Below are 17,741 nucleotides of genomic sequence, written 5' to 3' on the forward strand. Positions count from 1 at the left end.
GGCGCAGGGGAGCACGATGCCGTCATGAACCTTTCGTGTGGGCTGGGCCGCCACCGCTGGGTGACGCGGCAGGGCAAGGGGGAGAGGGGTGAGGAGGTGAGCTACCAGCAGTGCGAGCGGTGCTCCCACTACCCGAAGACCAGTAGCTGGCGTCAGCGCGAGGGTTGGGGTTGGGAGCCTCATCCGCCGGAGTACCAAGGAGGATCAGGGGGAGTCGGCACCGGCTGGTCGTCAGACCGGAGACACCGTCGACGGCGCCGGAACAGCGCATCCGACCTGGCTGCGGGGACGAACCAGTCGCCGACCGTCGCACGGAGCAGGGACACCCGGCCTACGCTCTCGTCGTGACCTGGGCCGAGGCAATCACGCCGTACCCCGATCTTGATCAGCTCCTCGGCGAGTTGCTCGGGCACTGGCAGCGGATTCTCCGCGACGATCTCGTCGGCGCCTACCTCCAGGGATCCTTCGCCCTCGGCGGCGGAGATCAGCAGAGCGACTGCGACTGGCTCGTCGCGACGCGTCGCAGACCGACTGAGCAGCAGGTCGCCGAGCTCCGCGGTCTGCACGACGAGATGCCCACTCGCGATGGACACTGGCCCCACGATCTCGAAGGGTCCTACGCGCCGGTGGCCGAACTCGTCTCGGTCGAGCACATCGGCCGGCCGTGGCTGTTCAACGACCACGGCCACCGCACCCTCGATTGGGACGACCACTGCAACCGGGGTTACACCCGCTGGATCCTGCGTGAGCACGGCGTCACGCTCACTGGTCCTGCGCCGAAGTCCTTCATCGCCGCGGTACCCGACGACTTCCTGCGCCGCGAGGCGGCTGCCGCCCTGCCAACCCTGCTCGACGACCTCGCAACCTGGGTCGACATCGACGCCCTCGCGTGGGGACAGCGTTACGCCGTGGTCGCCGCCTGCCGGACCTACTACACGCTGCTGACCGCGGAGGTCGCCACCAAGCTGGCCGCGTTGGAATGGGCGCTGCGCACTCTTCACCCGCGCTGGCGACCACTTCTCGGCCAGGTCCGCGACCAGCGCAGTCTCGGCTGGGATCCCGGTCAGAGGCCTCGCCCGGGCGAGGCCGGCGCTGCACGCGCCTTCGTCGCGTACGTCATCGCGCAGGCCGACCGAGCCGACGTCACCGGGCGGGACGATCAACACCCTCCCCTCGAGTAGACGCCAGCAGTCATCGGGATCCAACGGTGCCCGCAGGCCGACCGCTTGGGGGAGGCACCCACTGCTCGGCCGTGGTGTGGGACGCACGCCGTCGCCGACCGCTGACGGGTCGAGGGGGTGCCTCACGGGCAGGCGTCGACGGGGGAAGGCTGCCCCCGGTCCGCCCACGGTCGTCCTCAGCAGAGGCCGCGTTCGCCGAGATCGACGTGCAGGTCGATGATGCTGGTGTTGGCGGACGGGATGACCCAGTGCAGCATCCGCACCGTCCAGTAAGCCCAGTAGGACCGCAGGCGGTCCGGGTCAACGGCGTCGTGGAGGACCGTCTCGAGCCGATCTAGGCCTGACGCCTGGACGCGGTGCCGGCCACCCGAGGGCTCGGCCGCCTCCCAGGTGAGATCGAACAGCAGCTTCACCAGAGCGAAGTGGCGGTCGCCCCGGAGCGCGCCGTTGTTCCAGTCGACGACCCCGCTCACCCTGCCCGCCTCGAGCAGGATGTTCGAGACGGTCAGGTCCGAGTGCACGAGGTCGAGCTCCGGCACCCGAGGGACGAGCTGATCAAGCTGCTGCAGCTGCCGGAGCAGCCGTCGACTGCGATCGCTGTACTGCTCCAACGGTTCATGCAGCACCGAAGTCGCTCCCAGGCAGGCGAAGTCGACCTCTGGCAGCACCAACTCCGGCCGGCCCGTGAGCAGGTCGGCGAACCCGTCGTTGGCGGCGACCAGGGTGTCGACCAGGTCGGCGTCCACCCCGACCGGATGCTCGCCGGGCAGTCGTTCCTGGACGACAGCGACGACGGACTCCGACAACTCGACGACCAGCTCATGCCTCGGCACCGGACATCCGTGGGCCCGGGCCACCTCCAGCGCTCCCGCCGTCTGGCGCATCACGCCGACCGGAACCGTCGCAGGAGTCACCACGCTCCGCCGACCGTCCGGCCACTCGACCAGTGCAGCACCACCGGTCTCGCCCAGTGCGGCGGTCCCGACGACGCGCAGACCGCAGCCGGTCTGACCGTTCACCTCCCAGACGAGCTGCTCCACCGCGCCACGACCGTTCGATGCCATGGCTCAACCGTCACCCACGAGACCCTGTGCCACCAGCCTCGGGGGGCAGGAGGGCCTGCAGCCGCGCGCCCACCTCGGCAGCGGAGCCGGACGGACCAGACCTTCGGACGAACGGCGTGAACAGGAGTCGCGGACGCCGACCCTCGTGCCTGGCGCACGCGGTAGCCGACCCTCGTGCGGGAGACACGCTGCAGCGATCGTGATGACCAGTCCTAGTCGCCGTCGGCCTGCAGGCGGAGTCCCGCCAGCAGCAGGTCGAGCCCGGAGCGGAACACCTCGAGGTCGTCGTGGACGGCGAACTCATCGGCGATCTGGTGGGCGAACGGGTAGTCCTCCGGGTCGAGGGCCCGCCAGCGATCGGCGTACATGGCGAGGAACTCCGACGGCTCCAGCCCGCTGTCCAGGAACTCCTGGGGAGGTGGCTGCGCGAGGTCGACAGCGACCCCCACGACGTAGCTGATGATGGACGAGACGGCGTGGAAACGCTGCTTCGGCGTCAGCTCCAACCGCATGACCTGCTGGCCGAGCCGGTCGAACATCGCCATCGAGTTCGGCTGCAGCCCGTTGTTGCGCAGCATGAACTGGCCGAACCACGGACGGCGGACGAACTCGTCGAACAGCACCAGGGCGATGGCGCGCACGTTGGCGATCGGGTCGGGCCCGTGCGTGATCTGCTCGGTGTCGACCAGCACCCGGCCCATCACCTCCTCCGTCACTCGTTCGAGCAGCTCGTCGCGGCTCCCGACGTACCAGTAGATGCTGGCCACCCCGCCACCCAGCCGAGCGGCGAGCGCTCGGAAGGTCAGCGCTGGCTCACCCGCCTCGTCCAGGATCGCGATGGCCTCGTCAAGCACCGCGTGCAGCGAGTGCGACGCCCGTCGACGGCCGCTGGGGCGTTCAGGTGCCGGACCGCGGCGACCGGTCCCCGGTGTTCGATCTGCGGTCATGGCTTGCATGCTACCGAACGCCGTTCTATTGTCTGGAACACCGTTCGATACTCGTACGGCGTTCGATCTCCGAGAGGTCACCCATGAGCACCGTCACCGCCGTTCCCGATCAAGCCCCCACCTGCACGTCGTTGCGCGCGGCGGCCGTCCCGCTGGCTGCGCTCTGCTTGGCGTTCTTCGTCGAGATGGTCGACAACACACTGCTCTCGGTGGCCCTGCCCACCATCGGTCGATCGCTCGGAAGTGGGACGACGGCGCTGCAGTGGGTGACGGGTGCGTACTCCCTCACCTTCGGCGGCCTGCTGCTGACCGCCGGGTCGGCCGCCGACCGGTTCGGTCGACGCCGCGTCCTGCTCATCGGGCTCGCGGTCTTCGGTCTGGTCAGCCTGTCCGTCGTCCTGGTCACCGGGATCGGCCAGCTCATCGCCCTGCGCGCAGCCCTCGGGTGCGCCGCGGCGGCCATGGCGCCGGTCACGATGTCGCTCATCTTCCGGCTCTTCGACGACGAGAAGCTGCGCATGCGGTCCATCACCGTGGTGATGGTCGTCGGCATGTCCGGTTTCGTCCTCGGCCCCCTCCTGGGCGGGACGGTCCTGACGCACGCCAGCTGGCAGTGGCTGCTCGTCGTCAACGCACCCGTCGCGCTGATCGCCTGGATCGGCGTCCGCACCGGCGTGCCGGCCGACCGTCGCGAGGACCTGACCAGCGAACACCTCGACCTGCCCGGTACCGCGCTCACCATCGCCGCGATCGGCCTCGGCTGCTACACCCTCACCAGCGGCGTCGAGCACGGCTGGCTCGCACCGGTCACGCTCGCCTGCGCCGTGGGCACCGTGACCGCCGTCTGGGGCTTCGTCCTCCGCGAACGGCGGGCAGCCTCCCCCATGATCGACCTCGAGATCTTCCGCACAGGACCCGCACGAGGCGCGGCCATCACCCAGCTCGGGGCCTCGGTCACGATGGCGAGCGTCATGTTCGGGCTGATCCTCCACTTCCAGTACGCCTACGGGTGGAGCCCGGTGCGCGCTGGGCTCGCGAACCTGCCCCTGATCCTCACGATGCTCCTGGCGACGCCGGTCGCCGAACAGCTGGCGACCCGCCTGGGTCACCGCAGGGCCTGCCTCGTCGGGACCGGGCTCCTGGTGGGCTCGCTGCTCGGCATGGCCTGGGCGGTCGAGCACGGCTATCTCGCGATCGCCGTCATGATGATCGTTCTCACGACCGGGCTGCGGACGATCATGACCATCTGCGCGGTCGCTCTCGTCGAGGCGATGCCCAAGAACCGGACCTCGATCGGCGCCGCCCTCAACGACACCTCCCAAGAGGTCGGCACCAGCCTCGGCACGGCCGTCGTCGGCACTCTGATCGCCGCCCTGGTCACGACCACGCTGCCGGCCGGCGCGTGGAGCCCCGACCTCGTCCGCGCCTACTTCGCAGGGGAGCGGATCACCTACCTCGCCGTCGCCGTCCTGGTCGGCGTGATCGCAACCTTCGGCTCGCTGGCCCTGACCGACTCCCACACCGCGGAAGAGGTCAGGACGTCGGACGAGGAGCAGGCCACCGCCGGAGCGTCTTCCCGGCGCTGACCGGAGGGCCGGCCGTGCGGCACAGCCGGCCCTCACAGCGGACGGCTCCCGGCCTCGCTGAGCAACCTCGGCCGAAGCGGAAGGGGCGGAGGTCTGCGCGCTCGTCCTCGCCGAGCGCAGCGCCGAGAAGGCCCCGGCACCTGCCTGGTGCCGTGGCCTCCCGCTGGGAGGGTGGGTCAGCGGCCGAGGAAGTCGGTCAGCACACGGTTGAACTCGTCGGCGTGGCTGACGTTGCAGCCGTGTGGGGCGCCGTCGATGACGTGCAGCTCGCTGCCCGGAAGAGCGGCGTGGGTGCGAGCGCCGGACCCGGCGAAGGGCACGGTGGCGTCGGCGGAGCCGTGCAGGACCAGGGTGGGGACCGACACCTTGGTCAGGTCGTCGCGGAAGTCGGTGGTGCCGAAGGCGTTCAAGCAGCCGAGGGCTGCCTTCTTGTCGGCCTGCCGGCACAGGGCCAGAGCTTCCTGGCGCTGCTCCTCGGTCACCTGCAGGACGCCGTCGGAGGAGAAGAACTCGGTGGTGAAGGAGTCGTAGAACTTCTCCTGGTCCGCGGTCAGCTGCGCGGTCATCTCCGCGGCCTGGGCCTTCTCCAGCGGGCCGTCCGGGTTGTCGGCGGTCTTCATCAGGTACGGCGGTACAGCGGAGGCGAAGACGACGCTGCGCAGACGCTCGGCGCCGTGGGCGGTGAAGTAGCGGGCGACCTCGCCGCCTCCCATGGAGAAGCCGACCAGCGTGACGTCGGTCAGGTCCAGCTCGGTGAGCAGGGCGTGCAGATCCTCGGTGAGCGTGTCGTAGCTGTAGCCGGTCAGCGGCTTGTCGCTCCGGCCGAAGCCCCGGCGGTCGTAGCTGATGACGCGGTAGCCGGCCTGCTGCAGCGCCGGGACCTGCTCCGACCACGACTCACCCGAGAGGGGCCAGCCGTGGATCAGCACCACCGGTCGGCCGGAGCCGCCGGTGTCGTCGACGTGCAGGTGGGTGTCCTTGAACAGACCGTGGTGTGCCGTGATCTCAGTCATCTCAATCTCCGTTCCTCAGGATGAAGGCGTACGAGGGCATTCGACGCCACCCGGACGAACGGATGGGTTGAACCAGCTCGCCCCTGGCTCAGCACATCCGCGGTCACCGACCGTCGGGCCAGACGCTCGCAGTGGCCGGCCCTCGTGCGGGACGCACGGAGTCGGCGCTACCGGTGCTACCTGGTGCTCGAAGCGCTGGTGCTGGGCGCGCCGCTCGGCGGGTTGCCACCCGGCCCGCCGGGGGGGGGGGGGGGGGGTACCGCTGGGCGGCGTGCCTCCAGGCGCACCGGACCGGTGCCCGTCACCCCCCGCTGGGCCTGCCGCCGCCGGTCGGCTCGGTACCGGTGTCCACCCCAACCGTGAGGGTGACGGCGTAGCCGTCGCTCGCGTCGCCGGTGATGGTGCCGAGCTGGGTGGCGCCGTCGTCGTCACCGAACGCGTTGTCGTCAGCCAGGCTCACCTGCGCCAAGTTCGTCACCGAAGAGGAGTAGCCGTCGGTCGCGTACACCGTGGTGCAGGCGTCCTGGGGCAGGGCGATCCGGGAGGTGGCGATGGTTCTCGTGCTGTCGGTGATGCTGGCTCGGTCGGGGTAGACCTCGACGTGGATGTGGGGCCAGCGTCCGCTGTAGCAGGCGGGGAAGATGCTGGTGAACTTCACCCTGCCCTGGTCGTCGGCGATCTGCACGCCCCGCAGGAAGTTCTCCTCGGTGATCCCGTCGGAGTACAGCGAGTAGCCGCCCTCGCGGGTGCAGTGCCACAGGTAGACGGCGACCCCGGCGAACGCCGCCCCGCCGTTGGCGAGGTCTTTGATGTCGAGCTCGATGGTCAGCGGCACTCCGTCGGCGGTGCCGCTGGCCTCGCCGAAGCTGGAACGGATGTCGCTGCGCACGATGCCGGACTGCTCGAGGACGTCGGGGCCGTTGGACCCGTCACCGGGGTAGGGGCCTGCCGTCTCGTCGGGGATCTCGGTCAGCGTGGTCGACGTGGATGGGGTGCCGGCGGTGGTGACGTCGGCGCCGCAGGCGGCCAGGGTGACCGCGGTGGCGCCCAGGCCGAGGGTGCGGAGCAGGTTCCGCCGGCTCAGCAGGGTGACGACGTCGAACCGCAGCCCCTGGTCGGTCAGCTCTAGGGACCGCGCCTGTCCCTGGCCCAGGACGTGTCTGTGCGTCGGCTGTCCGACTGGAGACGGCCTGCCGCGGCACACTGTTGCCATCGGCCGTTGGGCCGACCGTGGTGCGGGACGCACGCAAGCCGACCCTCGCACGGGACGCCCCGGACCAGTCGCTCGGAGGCCGGCGCACGGCCAGCCGCGTTCGGGCGCCGGGACACGCGGTGGGTCCCGGACGGCGATCAGCGTTGCACTGCGTAGGTGCTGAGGACGACGCCGTTGGCGAACGACTGGCTCTGGAGCAATTGCAGCGGCGGCAGCGACGCCGACCCCTCGAACAGCCGGGCGCCGTGACCGACGATCGCCGGGAAGACGAACAGCCGGTACTCGTCGACGAGACCAGCCTCGATCAGCGCGTGGGTCAGCTGGATGCTGCCCGTGACGACGATGTCCTGGCCGGACTCCTCCTGGAGCGCTCGGACGTCGTCGAGCCCGCGGATGATCGTCGAGTTCTCCCACTCCGGATCGGTCAACGTCGAGCTCAGGACGTACTTGGCGACGCTGTTCAGATGGGCGGTGTTGCCGGTCTCGTCGTCCTCGACGTTCGGCCAGTAGCCGCGCAGGTCGGTGAAGGTCTTCCGACCGACGAGCAGCGCATCGGACTCCGCCGCCTGCTCCTGCAGGGCGGCCACCTGCTCGTCGGCGCCGGCGGCGACTCTCGCGGAGATGTTGTCCCAGTTCTCGGCCATGTCGATGACGCCGTCCAGGGTGATGTTCTGCGTGACGACGAGCTTGCGAAGTGTCATGCCTTGACGACCCTGCCCGGCGCCCGGACTCATCGGTCCGCGACGTCGTCGGGGCCATCTCGCAAGCCGACCCTCGTGCGGGACGCACCCAGCAGCCGAGACTCGTTCGGGACGCCTCCGGTGGCTGACCCTCGTGCGGGACGCATGCAGTAGCCGACCGGGGACGCACGCAGTAGCCGACCAGATGCTGAGGCGGATGGCCCATGGCGCGACTGCTGCGATCAGCGCTTCCGCACCGGGCGCTGGGCCAGCCACCCTGACGTAGGTTGCGCTGATCAGCTGCTCGACAGCGGATCCTGGCTCGAGCTCAGGTGGGCCGATTCCTCGAGCATGCAGGTTGTCAACTGGCGTAGGGCACGCGCGTCCAGCTCAGCACGTGCCGCTTGCCGCGGCCGACGCTGATGCGGAGGTAGTCGTTGTTGTTGTCCGAGCCGTCGACGGTGATGCGCTGGAGCTTCTCCACCGGCCGGGCGAGGCCGTAGAAGGCGGGCCATGGGGAGGTGCTGCTCAAGGGGCGGTCGCTGTTGTAGACGTGGCTGTCGCCGTTGATCAGGTACACCTCGCCGCGGAAGTCGGTGGCCTCCTCGGCGAGTGCTCGCACGATCGGGGTGAAGGCGTAGTAGTCGGTGTACTCGGGGTTGGTGACCGTCGGGTCGAACATGTCGGCTTGAGTCATCACGACGACGGCTCGGTCGTGGTGTCTCCGTGCGCTCTCGAAGCCGTCACGGATCAGCTCGATGGCGGCGGCGGTCCGGCCGAGTACCTCGGCGGTCTGCTCCGGTGTCGCGGTGTCTTGCCCCGTCCAGGGTGCGAGGCCGTTGTTGCTGCCGACGATGTGCGGCAGCGCGAAAGAGACCCCGCCTCGGCGGTAGCGGACGTTCTCCGGGTACCCGGACCGGGTCTGCGAGGCGAGTCGGACGGGGTGTTGGCCCAGGCTCGTGCCCGGACGGTCGAAGAAGACGCCACGGATGGCGGTCAGTCGTTCGAGGGGGTTGTAGCCGCCGTTGTTGGGGCGGTGGCAGTCGGTCCACTCGTTGTCGCCGGGGGTGTAGACGAGGGGATCGGCGAAGCCGTCGAAGTCCGAGCGGATCTGGCCGAAGTAGGCGTCGCTGCACTCGGTCGAGCCGTTCTTGATGTCGCCGAGGTGGTTGACCAGGGCGACGGCAGGGTCGGCGTTGATCTGGTCGACCACCCGCGGGAAGCTCGCGACCTGCTCGGCGCCGTAGGGGATGTCGCCGATGACGGCGAAGGTGTAGTGGCTGCGACCGTAGCTTGTCCGACTCTGGGTCGGCGTGGCAGCGGCGGCAGCTGGACAGGCGAGTCCGAGGGCCAGGAAGGTGGCGGTGGCGACTGTGAGGGTCCGAAGACGCATGGATGCTCCTGCTCCGAGGTCGTGCCGAGAGAGGCGTGTGGAGTCGCTGCACGGACAGCTCCGCTGGCACGGGAGATCCGAGTACTCGCAGCACACTCACACTGCCCGCAGCCGTCTTCCGGGCGGGGAACGCCAAGATGAACACCAGGCGAGAACCAGGTGCTCGATGACAGGCGGAAGCCGACCAGGGCCAACCGCCTCACAGTCCGGCCACGGCCGACCACGAAGGCGGCTGACCGGGTTGCCGCCGATTCAACGAGTTCGCGAGCGACGCCTGCACCGACGCAGTGGCCACCCTCGTGCGAGATGCACTGCGCCACTCGACCGTGGGGCTGGATGACGCGGAGGGCGTCCGGAAGGCGTGTCGATGGGCAGTGCCCCGGGGAAGGGCGGAGTGGCTTCCTGAGTCTGGCTCGGATGGTTGATCGGAGACGCTGGTCGGCATCGGTGGATCCGCGCATCATGCGGTCATGGACCTGTGGTGGTCTGACGGGTCGTCACCGCTGGGTGACCAACGAGGGGGAGAGCGAGACTGGTCAAGCTGAGCGGTATCAGCAGTGTGACCGGTGTGCGCACGACCCGAAGACCAGTCACTGGTCCCGAGGTGACGGGTTGGATGCGCCAGGCGGCCACTCCAGCGTCGGGCCACCAGTTCGGAACGCGCCGCGAGGCGAACAAGGAGACGCCGCAGGCCGACCCTCCTGCGGGACGCACGCAGTAGCCGACCGTCGACTGGTCCACCGCAGCTCGAAGCTCCACCGGCCCCTCAGGCGCGACCCGCGGACGCCGCCCTGCTGCTCCGCTTCCTGCAGTCCGACCGGGGCAGGTCAGCGAGCTGCCCCATCCCTGAGAGCCGGTCCACCAGGCACGGTTCTGCCGCTGGACGGGCACCTCCCCCGGCATCTCGCCCCCGACCGGCGTCTTCGCCAGAGGAGAGCCAAGGCTAGGCACGGCGCCAGATGACCGCTGCGAACCCGATCAGGAGCAGCATCATCGCGAGTTGGAGGAAGTCCATCGTGCGGCCGGGCAACCCGGTGAACTGCGCCAGCGTCAGCACGATGTAGGTGATGACCATGGGGACGGGCACTGCGCGGGCTCGGATCAGCGCAGCTGACAGCACGAGGGCACCGATGGTGATCAGGAGGAAGCCGGCCATGTTGAGCCCGATCAGGTGGCCGGGGTGGCGGTTGGCGTAGTCGACGAGGGACTGGCCTGCGCCAGGTGGGAGCCCGTTGGCGGTGATGAACCAGGCGAGGGTCGCGAATGCGGTCCCGCCCATGGCGAAGAGGATCCCGCCGGCGGTGCTGAGGGCCGCGCCGATCAGCGCCGCGATCCGGCCTCTCGCGCGGGTCAGGTGCAGGACGGCAAGTCCGAGGGTCAGCCCGATGACGGCGAGAGCGAACGAGTCGAGGAGCATGGCCGGCCATGCGGCGTCACGGACGTCGCGGAGCTTCTCGTAGGTGAGGATCTTGTCGGCTCCGCTGTTCAGCCGGTCGCCCCAGGGGGTCGTCGCGAGCAGGACGGCGACGGTGGCGGACGAGGCGGCGAGGGCTGCGGCTGCCAGCCGGACCCGGCGGGGACCGGGGTCGCCGGGGGCCACGGAACCGTCGAGTCGCGTTGGTGAGGTGGTGGTCATGCGAACCTCCAGGCGATCGGTTGATGGATGCTGGCTCGACGCTAGGGACGCGACCAGGGCCAGCGGATCGTGGTGGCCTCGGTGATCCGGCCCCGTGCTGGCACGGAGCCCCGCAACGCCCGTTCGTCCCTACAGTGATTCCATGTCCTGGGCCCGCCGCGCCGCCGTCGCTTGCGGTGTGCTGGCTGGTCTCCACCTGCTGGCCGCGGTCTGCTTCTCGGCCGCCGCGCCCAGCGTCACGGCGTGGCTCACCCTCGTCGTGGGTGTGGCGATCGTGCCGGCCACCACCGGCCTGTCGGTGCTGGTGGCCCGGCGCCGGGAGGGCGCGCCAGTCGGCGTGCTGCTCGGCTTGCTGTCGCTAGCGGTCGCCCATGTGGTCGCCAAGGAGATCTGGCTGCGGTGGCTCGCGACCCTTGAGGACCCAGGCCGATGGTCGTGGCTGGTCGCTGTCACCGCCGAGGATGCGTGGTGGATCCTGACGACGTTCGGTCTGCTGCTGCTGCACTTCCCCGACGGTTTGGTGCCGTCCCCACGCTGGCGGTGGGCGCCCGCGACGATGGTGGTCGCAACGGTCCTCGTCCAGGTCGACGGGGCGGTCGTGGACACGCCGTTCCGGGCGCCGCTGGCCGACCTGGACCGCCCGTTCGGCCCACCGCCGGCCGGGTGGGAGCTGATCGCCCTGATCGCCTTCGTGGTGCTGCTCCTGCTGGTGGTGGCCTGTGCGATCTCCCTCGGGCTGCGGTTCCGGCGCGCCCACCGCACGCAGCGGCAGCAGATCAAGTGGCTTGCACTGGCCGGGATCGGCATGCCGCTGTACCCGCTGCTGTGCCTGCTCGAGATCGTGATCTGGGGCAAGCCGCTGTGGTTCAGCGCGGGCGTCGGACTCGCCGCCCTGCTCGCGACGCCGGTGGCGGCGGCGATCGCGGTGCTCAGGCACGACCTGTACGACGTCGACAAGGCCCTGGGGCTCGCCGTCACCTGGGGGCTGGTCACCGCGCTGCTGCTCGGCGTCTATGCGGCCGTCTCCTCGATGGCCGGGGTGCTGGTCGGCCAAGACGCTCAGGCCGGCGTCGCTGTCGGCACCGCGGTGGCGGCACTGCTCCTCCTGCCCGCCCTCCGACTTGTACGGCGCGCGGTCGACGCAAGGCTCTACCCGCTGCGGCGGGGAGCCTTCGCCGCCGTCGAGAGCCCGCACCGCGACGTGAGCGTCGGCCGGGCCCGGCCAGAACAGCTGCAGGACGTGCTTCGTGAGGCGCTTCGAGACCGGGGACTGCGGGTCGGCTTCCGGGTGCCGGGTTCCGCGGCGTACCTGGACACCAACGGCGAGCCCGTCCCCGCTGACGGCGTCCCAGTCCGTCAGGACGCCGAGGTGACCGGGGTGCTGGTTCCTGATTCGGGGCCAGCGTCCGTGGAGCTGCTGCGCGAGCTCGCTGACCGCTGCAGCACGCTGGTCGAGGTGGTCCGGCTCCGCTCCGAGGTCGCCCTGGCCCTGCACGAGGCGCAGTCGAGCCGCGCCAGGCTGGTCGAGATCGGGTACGCGGAGCGTCGGCGCATGGAGCGCGACCTCCACGACGGAGCCCAGCAGCGGCTGGTTTCCCTCGGTGTGCAGCTCAGGCTCGCACAGCGCCACCTCGACGACGGGACCGTTGACGTCGACCAGCTACTGGACGGCAGCGTCGCCGAACTCGGCACCGCGGTTGCCGAACTGCGCCAGATCGCTCACGGGCTACGACCGAGCAGCTTGGACGACGGCCTCCCGGCCGCGCTGGCCAGCCTGGTCCGCAGCCTGCCGCTCACCGTCGACATGGATGTCGACGGCCGCCCCCTACCGGACGCCGTCGCAACCACCGCCTACTTCGTCGCCAGCGAGGCGATCACCAACGCCGTCAAGCACGCCGAGGCGTCTCGGATCGTGCTCCGTGTGGTCCGCCGAGCCGATCGGCTGCTGGTGCGCGTCACCGACGACGGCCGCGGTGGCGCCCGCCTCGGACTGCGCTCGGGATTGGTCGACCGGGTCGCCGCGCTCGGAGGCTCGGTCCACGTAGCCAGTCCTGAGGGGCATGGCACCGAGGTGGAGGCGACGCTGCCGTGCGCATCGTGATCGGCGAGGACTCCGCGCTCTTCCGTGAGGGGCTGGCCCGGCTGCTCGAGGACGCCGGCCACGAGGTGGTCGGCCGAGCCGCCGACGCGACCGCACTGGTCCAGACGGTCGAGCGGGAGAGGCCGAACCTCGCCATCATCGACGTCCGGATGCCGCCAGACGGCACCGATGACGGCGCCCGCGCCGCCAAGGAGCTACGGGGCCGGCTGCCGGAGCTGGCCATCGTGCTGCTGTCGCAGCACGTGGAGACCCGGCACTCGGTCGAGCTGGTCACCGGTGGCCGGGTCGGCTACCTGCTCAAAGACCGCGTCTTCGATGTCGACGACTTCATGGACTCGCTGCGCCGGGTGGCCGCCGGTGGCACCGCCCTGGACCCCGAGGTGGTCGCCACCTTGCTCGGCCCCCGCCGCAAGGACGACCCGTTGGCGCTGCTCACGCCGCGGGAGCGGGACGTGCTCGCGCTCATGGCCGAGGGCCGCAACAACATGGGCATCGCGCGACGGCTGTGGCTGACCGACCGCACCGTCGAGACCCACATCGCCGGCATCATGTCCAAACTTGGACTTCTCGAGACCAAGGAGGAGCACCGGCGCGTGCTGGCCGTGCTCACCTGGCTCGGGGTACGCCAGCGCAGCTAGCCCCGTTCGGTCGTGCATCTCAGGACCCGGGACGCGGCTCACCCCGCCACACCCGGGCCCGATCCGGCAGGGACTGCTTGAACCAGGGCTAGACCTGGAGGTGTGGGACTCCTGTGAGACCTCCCGCAGACCGCCCCTCGTGCGGGACGCACGCCGTAGCCGACCCTCGTGCGGGACGCACGCCGTAGCCGACCGTTGTGCCGGACGCATGCGAGCCGACTGTGTGCGGGACGCACGGCGGCGATGACCGGCTCGCGGGACGGCCCAGGGTCACCACGGGACGTCGTACGGGTGGGAGGTGGGGCGGCCCTGGCTGACGTCAGAGGTGTCGGTGGCTCGGCGGGCGGACCTCGATCGTGTTCACGCGCCGGCAAGGTGCACGCCGTGGCGCGCTGTCACCGAGAGGATCGCCTCCAGCGAAGCCTCCGCTGGTCGGTCCGCCGGGACGGTGCGGGAGAAGTCAGCGAAGAACTGCCCGGCGCCGTCGCCGGTCGTGACGGCGAGGAACCGCGCGGACTCCCCGACGACCTCGAACGTAGCCGGGGTGCCGGCTGGGACGACGACCAGCCCGCCCGGCTCGACGGCGTACTCCGTGCCGTCGACCAGCGAGGTGATCCGGCCCTCCAGCAGGAACAGCACCCCGGACCAGGGCGACACGTGGGGTGGTGCCATCGGGCCGGCGGGAGCGGTGACTTCGAAGACCTCGAAGGCGCCGCAGGCGTCCTCGACTGACGCCTTCAGTACGTGGTCGCCGTCGATCATGGGGTAGTGCGGGCCTTCTCCGGCAGGCAGGTGCGTGGTGGTCATCATTCCTCCTGGACGTTGGACGGTGGTGGGCGAGAAAGAGGTGCAGCGACCTCGACAGCGCCTCGCCGCCGCCGGGACCGCTGGGTGAGGAGTGGCCGCGACGAGGGAGGCGGCGCCGGGGATCAGCGGGATCTGGCGCGTGGGCAGTCCCGAACGGAGCGACCGCCATGGGAACTCAGCCGGCTCCACGCAAGGTTGTCGAGCCTGCCGGGGTGGCCTGCCGACCGGTGAGGGTGAGCAGGTGGGCCTGCATGGGCGCCAGCACGTCCCGACCCGTCCCGTAGGCCCAGTCGAGGTCCGTGGCCACCAGTCGCCCGTCGTGCGGGGGTGCCCATCGCCGTAGGGGGCGGGGGGTGGAGAGCACCCGGTCCGCGGCCGCGGCCGCGGCGGCGGGTGGCATCGGGTGGTCGATGCCGAGCGGGAGGCTGATGTCCTGGTTGTGCACCAGGATGTCGATCAGCGGCTCCAGGTCGGTGATGAAGGCGACCCGCCGTCGGGACCCGACGAAGCTTCTCAGGGCGGCCACGATCTCCTCGTGGGTCAGAGGGCTGCGCAGGGCGGTGTCACGGACCAGCCGGTCGTAGCGGAGGCCGGCGCGGACCGCGGGCCAGAGCAGGTCGCGCACTCGCGTCTGGGCCAGCGCGAGGTGGGCCGCGACATCCCGCACCGTCCAGTGGTCGCACAGGCTCGGGTGCTCCCACCCAGTGCTGGGAAGGGCTTCGAGCAGATCGGCCAACCACGAGCGCTCGGCGTCGATGTGCTGCCACACGGTGTCGCTGTCCATGGCGGGTCCCTCTCGCCGTGCCACCAAACTAGACAGATTCTCTGTCTAGTATGACCCTCGTGGACAACCCCGGTCAACGGCATGAGCTCGGGATCCTGCTCTTCGTCGCCAACCGCGCCCTGGAACAACGGGCCTTCGACGCCGTCGTGGCTGCCGGCTTCACCGACATCACGCCGGCTCAGGCGCGTGTGGCGGCTCGGATCGGACCGGACGGGTCCCGGGTCACCGACCTCGCCGAGCAGGCCCGCGTCACGAAGCAGAGCGCGGCGTTCCTGGTCGAGCAGTTGGAGGCGGCCGGCTATGTGGAACGCGTCCCGGATCCCACCGACGGCCGCGCCCGGCTGGTCCGGTTGACCTCCCGGGCCCGTCACGTCGTCCAGGCGGCCGACGCCGAGGTCGAACGCGTCCTCGCCGAGTGGTCGGACCACGTGGGGGAGCGGCGCTTGGGACAGATGCACGAGACGCTGCGCGACCTGCGCGCGATCACGGACCCGTGGCGCTGATGCACGCCGCCGACCGAGCGGTCCTCCGCCTGCGACGAGGCTGGACCGATCCCCTCGGTCCTGCGTGGAGCTGCGGCTGACGAAGGGTGATGGGGCCCCGGTGTCCGCACCGCCGGCAGGCCTCGACGTGCTGGTCGGCAACGCCGCCGTCCACGTCGACGGGACCGAGAACGCGGCGGGCGCCGAGCTCGACGTCGCCCACCCGGTGCGCAGGGACTGACACCAGCACCCCAACGAGCGGTGCCGCAGCGCCGGCGTCGCTGGTGAGCATCGGCCGAGGTCCCGAGTCCACCTCGTCCCCGTTCTTGGGCTGGCGGTCGAGCACCTCGGGCGGAACGCACGCGGCGACCGACCGTTGTGCGAGCCGCATGCACAAGCCGACCGCCCGCGGGACGAGAGCCGAGCGCTCTCCGGAGGCGATCCTCGACCTCCCGGCGAGCGCTCGACCATGCTGGGTGCCTCACGCACCCGCCAGTCGGGCTGGGAACCTGCTCCGGTTGGAGCCCACGGGTCTCGGCGCCCTGGCGAGAACGCTGCGGCTGTGTTTGGGTGGTCAGGTGTCCAGTCGGGTGGACGTCGACTATCTCGTGGTGGGTGCGGGTGCCATGGGCATGGGCTTTGTCGACGCCCTGATCGACCATGCCGACGTGCGTGTGGCCCTGGTCGACCGTCGCCACGGCGTCGGCGGGCACTGGCGCCAGGCGTACCCCTTCGTGCGGCTGCACCAGTCCTCGACCTTCTACGGCGTCGCATCGCGTGTGCTGGGCGGCGGTCGGATCCAGAGCAGCGGACCCGAGGTCGGCTTGGACGAACGTGCGGACCAGCCGACCATCTGCGCCTACTACGAGCAGGTGCTGGCCGAGCGGATGGTGGGCCCGGGACGCGTGGAGTTCTTTCCTGGCTGCGACTACGTGGGCGGTCACGCCTTCGTCTCCCGCGACTCCGGCGAGCGGCTGGACGTGCCGGACCGCTGCCGGGTCGTCGACGCCCGGTACCTCGCGCCTGACATCCCGGCGGTGACGTCGCCGAGGTTTGCGGTGGCCGAGGGGGTGCGGGTCATCCCGGTGAACGACCTCCCCGCGCATGAGGGCACGACCAGCCAGTACGTCGTGGTGGGATCGGGCAAGACCGCGACGGACGCCTGTGTGTGGCTGTTGGGCCGGGGCGTCGACCCGGACGCGATCTGCTGGGTGCGACCGCGGGAACCGTGGATGTTGAACCGGTCGCTGGTACAGCCGAACCCGACCATCTACCTCGGCATGGTGGCCGAGATGATGCGCCTGGCGGCGTCGGCCGAGTCGTTGCCCGAGCTCTTCGGGCAACTGGAGGAGGCCGGGATCATGCTGCGGATCGACCGCTCTGCGACCCCGTCGATGGCCAAGGCGCCCACGCTGGGCCTGTGGGAGCTCGACCTGCTCCGCAGCATCGGCCACGTCGTCCGGCGTGGCCACCTCCAAGTGGCCCGGCGGGGCAGGCTGGAGCTGGAGGAGGGATCGGTGGCGTTGGCCGCCGACGCGCTGGTGGTGAACTGTGCCGCCGACGGTCTGAAGCAGCCGCCGCTGGTACCGATCTGGCGTCCCGACGTGATCACGCTCCAGCCAGTGCGCGCGGGGTTCCCCTGCTTCGGGGCCGCTCTGGCCGGATACGTCGAGGCCACGCGTGTCGACGACGCGGAGAAGAACCGTCTCTGCCGACCGTCCTCGTACGGGAACTCCCTGACCGACTGGGCCAAGATGAACGTGCTGGGTGCGCGCAACACGGCCGCCTTCTCGGCAGAGCCCGACATCAAGCACTGGACCGATAGCATCGCGGTGAACCCTGCACGGGTCCCGCCCGAGCTCGCGGGTTCACCGGGTCTGGACGACGCCTTGGGTCGCCTGGGCCGCTCCCTCGGCCCGGGGGTGGCGCGCCTGGCCGCACTCCAAGGTCTCACGGCCTGAGGATGATGACCTCAGTTCGGAGCCCGGTCATCAGTGCGAGGTTCGGCGCGCGGGAGGACGCATCCTGGCCCTCGCGGTGCTCCGTCGGGACGGCACAGGCGAGGTGCCCCGAGCTGCCCGCAGCTGCTGTGCTGCCGGTGGGACCGCTCGAGGCTCGGTGCAGTCCAACGCACAGCTGGGTGGTCGACGGCTCACCGGATCCGGGCCGAGTCCTCAGGGCTCTTCCGAGATCGGCAGCTGGCCGTCGTCGTCTTT

At 70.5% G+C, this 17,741-nt stretch carries 15 protein-coding genes; 6 read left to right on the forward strand and 9 right to left on the reverse strand.

What is annotated here, in order from left to right:
• Positions 1–344: 344 nt before the first annotated feature.
• Positions 345–1,181 carry an aminoglycoside adenylyltransferase domain-containing protein gene (locus BLT72_RS09685; protein WP_197677255.1) on the forward strand — a complete coding sequence of 279 codons (837 nt, stop codon included), beginning with the start codon at positions 345–347 and terminating at the stop codon, positions 1,179–1,181.
• A 176-nt stretch (positions 1,182–1,357) separates the two neighbouring features.
• On the opposite strand, the gene BLT72_RS09690 is transcribed toward BLT72_RS09685, so the two are convergent.
• Both BLT72_RS09690 and BLT72_RS09695 read right to left on the reverse strand, forming a co-directional pair.
• The gene (locus BLT72_RS09690; RefSeq protein WP_091412448.1) at positions 1,358–2,245 is read right to left on the reverse strand and encodes a phosphotransferase; all 888 of its coding nucleotides are present in this window, start codon (positions 2,243–2,245) and stop codon (positions 1,358–1,360) included.
• Between the two features lie 212 nt (positions 2,246–2,457).
• Complete coding sequence (locus BLT72_RS09695) at positions 2,458–3,099, reverse strand: TetR/AcrR family transcriptional regulator (RefSeq protein WP_231930475.1); 642 nt, start codon at positions 3,097–3,099, stop codon at positions 2,458–2,460.
• Between the two features lie 176 nt (positions 3,100–3,275).
• On the opposite strand from BLT72_RS09695, the gene BLT72_RS09700 reads away from it, so the two are divergent.
• Positions 3,276–4,778, forward strand: a complete 1,503-nt coding sequence (locus BLT72_RS09700) for an MFS transporter (RefSeq protein WP_091412456.1) — start codon at positions 3,276–3,278, stop codon at positions 4,776–4,778.
• 176 nt (positions 4,779–4,954) lie between these two features.
• On the opposite strand, the gene BLT72_RS09705 is transcribed toward BLT72_RS09700, so the two are convergent.
• From BLT72_RS09705 to BLT72_RS09725, 5 genes are all read right to left on the reverse strand, one after another.
• Positions 4,955–5,791, reverse strand: coding sequence for an alpha/beta fold hydrolase (locus BLT72_RS09705; protein WP_091412458.1), 837 nt, complete (start codon positions 5,789–5,791; stop codon positions 4,955–4,957).
• A 301-nt stretch (positions 5,792–6,092) separates the two neighbouring features.
• Positions 6,093–7,004 (reverse strand): dioxygenase family protein, encoded by a 912-nt coding sequence (locus tag BLT72_RS09710; RefSeq protein ID WP_091412460.1) that lies wholly within the window; start codon positions 7,002–7,004, stop codon positions 6,093–6,095.
• A 137-nt stretch (positions 7,005–7,141) separates the two neighbouring features.
• Entirely contained in the window at positions 7,142–7,705 is a 564-nt protein-coding gene (locus BLT72_RS09715; RefSeq protein ID WP_091412462.1) for a dihydrofolate reductase family protein, read from the reverse strand.
• A 340-nt stretch (positions 7,706–8,045) separates the two neighbouring features.
• Positions 8,046–9,077 carry a metallophosphoesterase gene (locus BLT72_RS09720; protein ID WP_157720391.1) on the reverse strand — a complete coding sequence of 344 codons (1,032 nt, stop codon included), beginning with the start codon at positions 9,075–9,077 and terminating at the stop codon, positions 8,046–8,048.
• Positions 9,078–10,020: 943 nt separating this feature from the next.
• Positions 10,021–10,713 carry a hypothetical protein gene (locus BLT72_RS09725; protein WP_157720392.1) on the reverse strand — a complete coding sequence of 231 codons (693 nt, stop codon included), beginning with the start codon at positions 10,711–10,713 and terminating at the stop codon, positions 10,021–10,023.
• Positions 10,714–10,855: 142 nt separating this feature from the next.
• Between BLT72_RS09725 and BLT72_RS09730 the strand changes: the two genes are divergently transcribed.
• Together BLT72_RS09730 and BLT72_RS09735 are read left to right on the forward strand one after the other, a co-directional pair.
• Positions 10,856–12,814: a sensor histidine kinase gene (locus tag BLT72_RS09730; protein WP_091412467.1), complete on the forward strand. Its 1,959-nt coding sequence runs from the start codon at positions 10,856–10,858 to the stop codon at positions 12,812–12,814.
• A complete protein-coding gene (locus BLT72_RS09735) occupies positions 12,802–13,452 on the forward strand; it encodes a response regulator (protein ID WP_091412469.1) in 651 nt (216 codons plus the stop codon). The genes BLT72_RS09730 and BLT72_RS09735 overlap by 13 nt, the downstream gene beginning before the upstream one ends.
• A gap of 360 nt (positions 13,453–13,812) precedes the next feature.
• Here the strand turns inward: BLT72_RS09735 and BLT72_RS09740 are convergent, their stop codons facing one another.
• Both BLT72_RS09740 and BLT72_RS09745 read right to left on the reverse strand, forming a co-directional pair.
• Positions 13,813–14,259 carry a cupin domain-containing protein gene (locus tag BLT72_RS09740; RefSeq protein WP_091412471.1) on the reverse strand — a complete coding sequence of 149 codons (447 nt, stop codon included), beginning with the start codon at positions 14,257–14,259 and terminating at the stop codon, positions 13,813–13,815.
• 175 nt (positions 14,260–14,434) lie between these two features.
• Positions 14,435–15,043 carry a maleylpyruvate isomerase family mycothiol-dependent enzyme gene (locus BLT72_RS09745; RefSeq protein ID WP_091412473.1) on the reverse strand — a complete coding sequence of 203 codons (609 nt, stop codon included), beginning with the start codon at positions 15,041–15,043 and terminating at the stop codon, positions 14,435–14,437.
• Positions 15,044–15,102: 59 nt separating this feature from the next.
• Between BLT72_RS09745 and BLT72_RS09750 the strand changes: the two genes are divergently transcribed.
• Together BLT72_RS09750 and BLT72_RS09755 are read left to right on the forward strand one after the other, a co-directional pair.
• Positions 15,103–15,546, forward strand: coding sequence for a MarR family winged helix-turn-helix transcriptional regulator (locus BLT72_RS09750; protein ID WP_231930476.1), 444 nt, complete (start codon positions 15,103–15,105; stop codon positions 15,544–15,546).
• Between the two features lie 569 nt (positions 15,547–16,115).
• The gene (locus BLT72_RS09755) at positions 16,116–17,486 is read left to right on the forward strand and encodes an NAD(P)-binding protein (RefSeq protein ID WP_231930477.1); all 1,371 of its coding nucleotides are present in this window, start codon (positions 16,116–16,118) and stop codon (positions 17,484–17,486) included.
• Positions 17,487–17,741 lie beyond the last annotated feature (255 nt).

Origin of the sequence: Friedmanniella luteola, from assembly GCF_900105065.1 — a bacterium.
GTDB classification, from domain to species: domain Bacteria; phylum Actinomycetota; class Actinomycetes; order Propionibacteriales; family Propionibacteriaceae; genus Microlunatus; species Microlunatus luteolus.

Bases quoted from the DNA above. Each gene is read 5' to 3' on its own strand.
- BLT72_RS09715 (WP_091412462.1), bottom strand. From the start codon at position 7,705: ATGACACTTCGCAAGCTCGTCGTCACGCAGAACATCACCCTGGACGGC.
- BLT72_RS09730 (WP_091412467.1), top strand. From the start codon at position 10,856: ATGTCCTGGGCCCGCCGCGCCGCCGTCGCTTGCGGTGTGCTGGCTGGT.
- BLT72_RS09740 (WP_091412471.1), bottom strand. From the start codon at position 14,259: ATGACCACCACGCACCTGCCTGCCGGAGAAGGCCCGCACTACCCCATG.
- BLT72_RS09710 (WP_091412460.1), bottom strand. From the start codon at position 7,004: ATGGCAACAGTGTGCCGCGGCAGGCCGTCTCCAGTCGGACAGCCGACG.
- BLT72_RS09725 (WP_157720392.1), bottom strand. From the start codon at position 10,713: ATGACCACCACCTCACCAACGCGACTCGACGGTTCCGTGGCCCCCGGC.
- BLT72_RS09700 (WP_091412456.1), top strand. From the start codon at position 3,276: ATGAGCACCGTCACCGCCGTTCCCGATCAAGCCCCCACCTGCACGTCG.
- BLT72_RS09745 (WP_091412473.1), bottom strand. From the start codon at position 15,043: ATGGACAGCGACACCGTGTGGCAGCACATCGACGCCGAGCGCTCGTGG.
- BLT72_RS09705 (WP_091412458.1), bottom strand. From the start codon at position 5,791: ATGACTGAGATCACGGCACACCACGGTCTGTTCAAGGACACCCACCTG.
- BLT72_RS09690 (WP_091412448.1), bottom strand. From the start codon at position 2,245: ATGGCATCGAACGGTCGTGGCGCGGTGGAGCAGCTCGTCTGGGAGGTG.
- BLT72_RS09720 (WP_157720391.1), bottom strand. From the start codon at position 9,077: ATGCGTCTTCGGACCCTCACAGTCGCCACCGCCACCTTCCTGGCCCTC.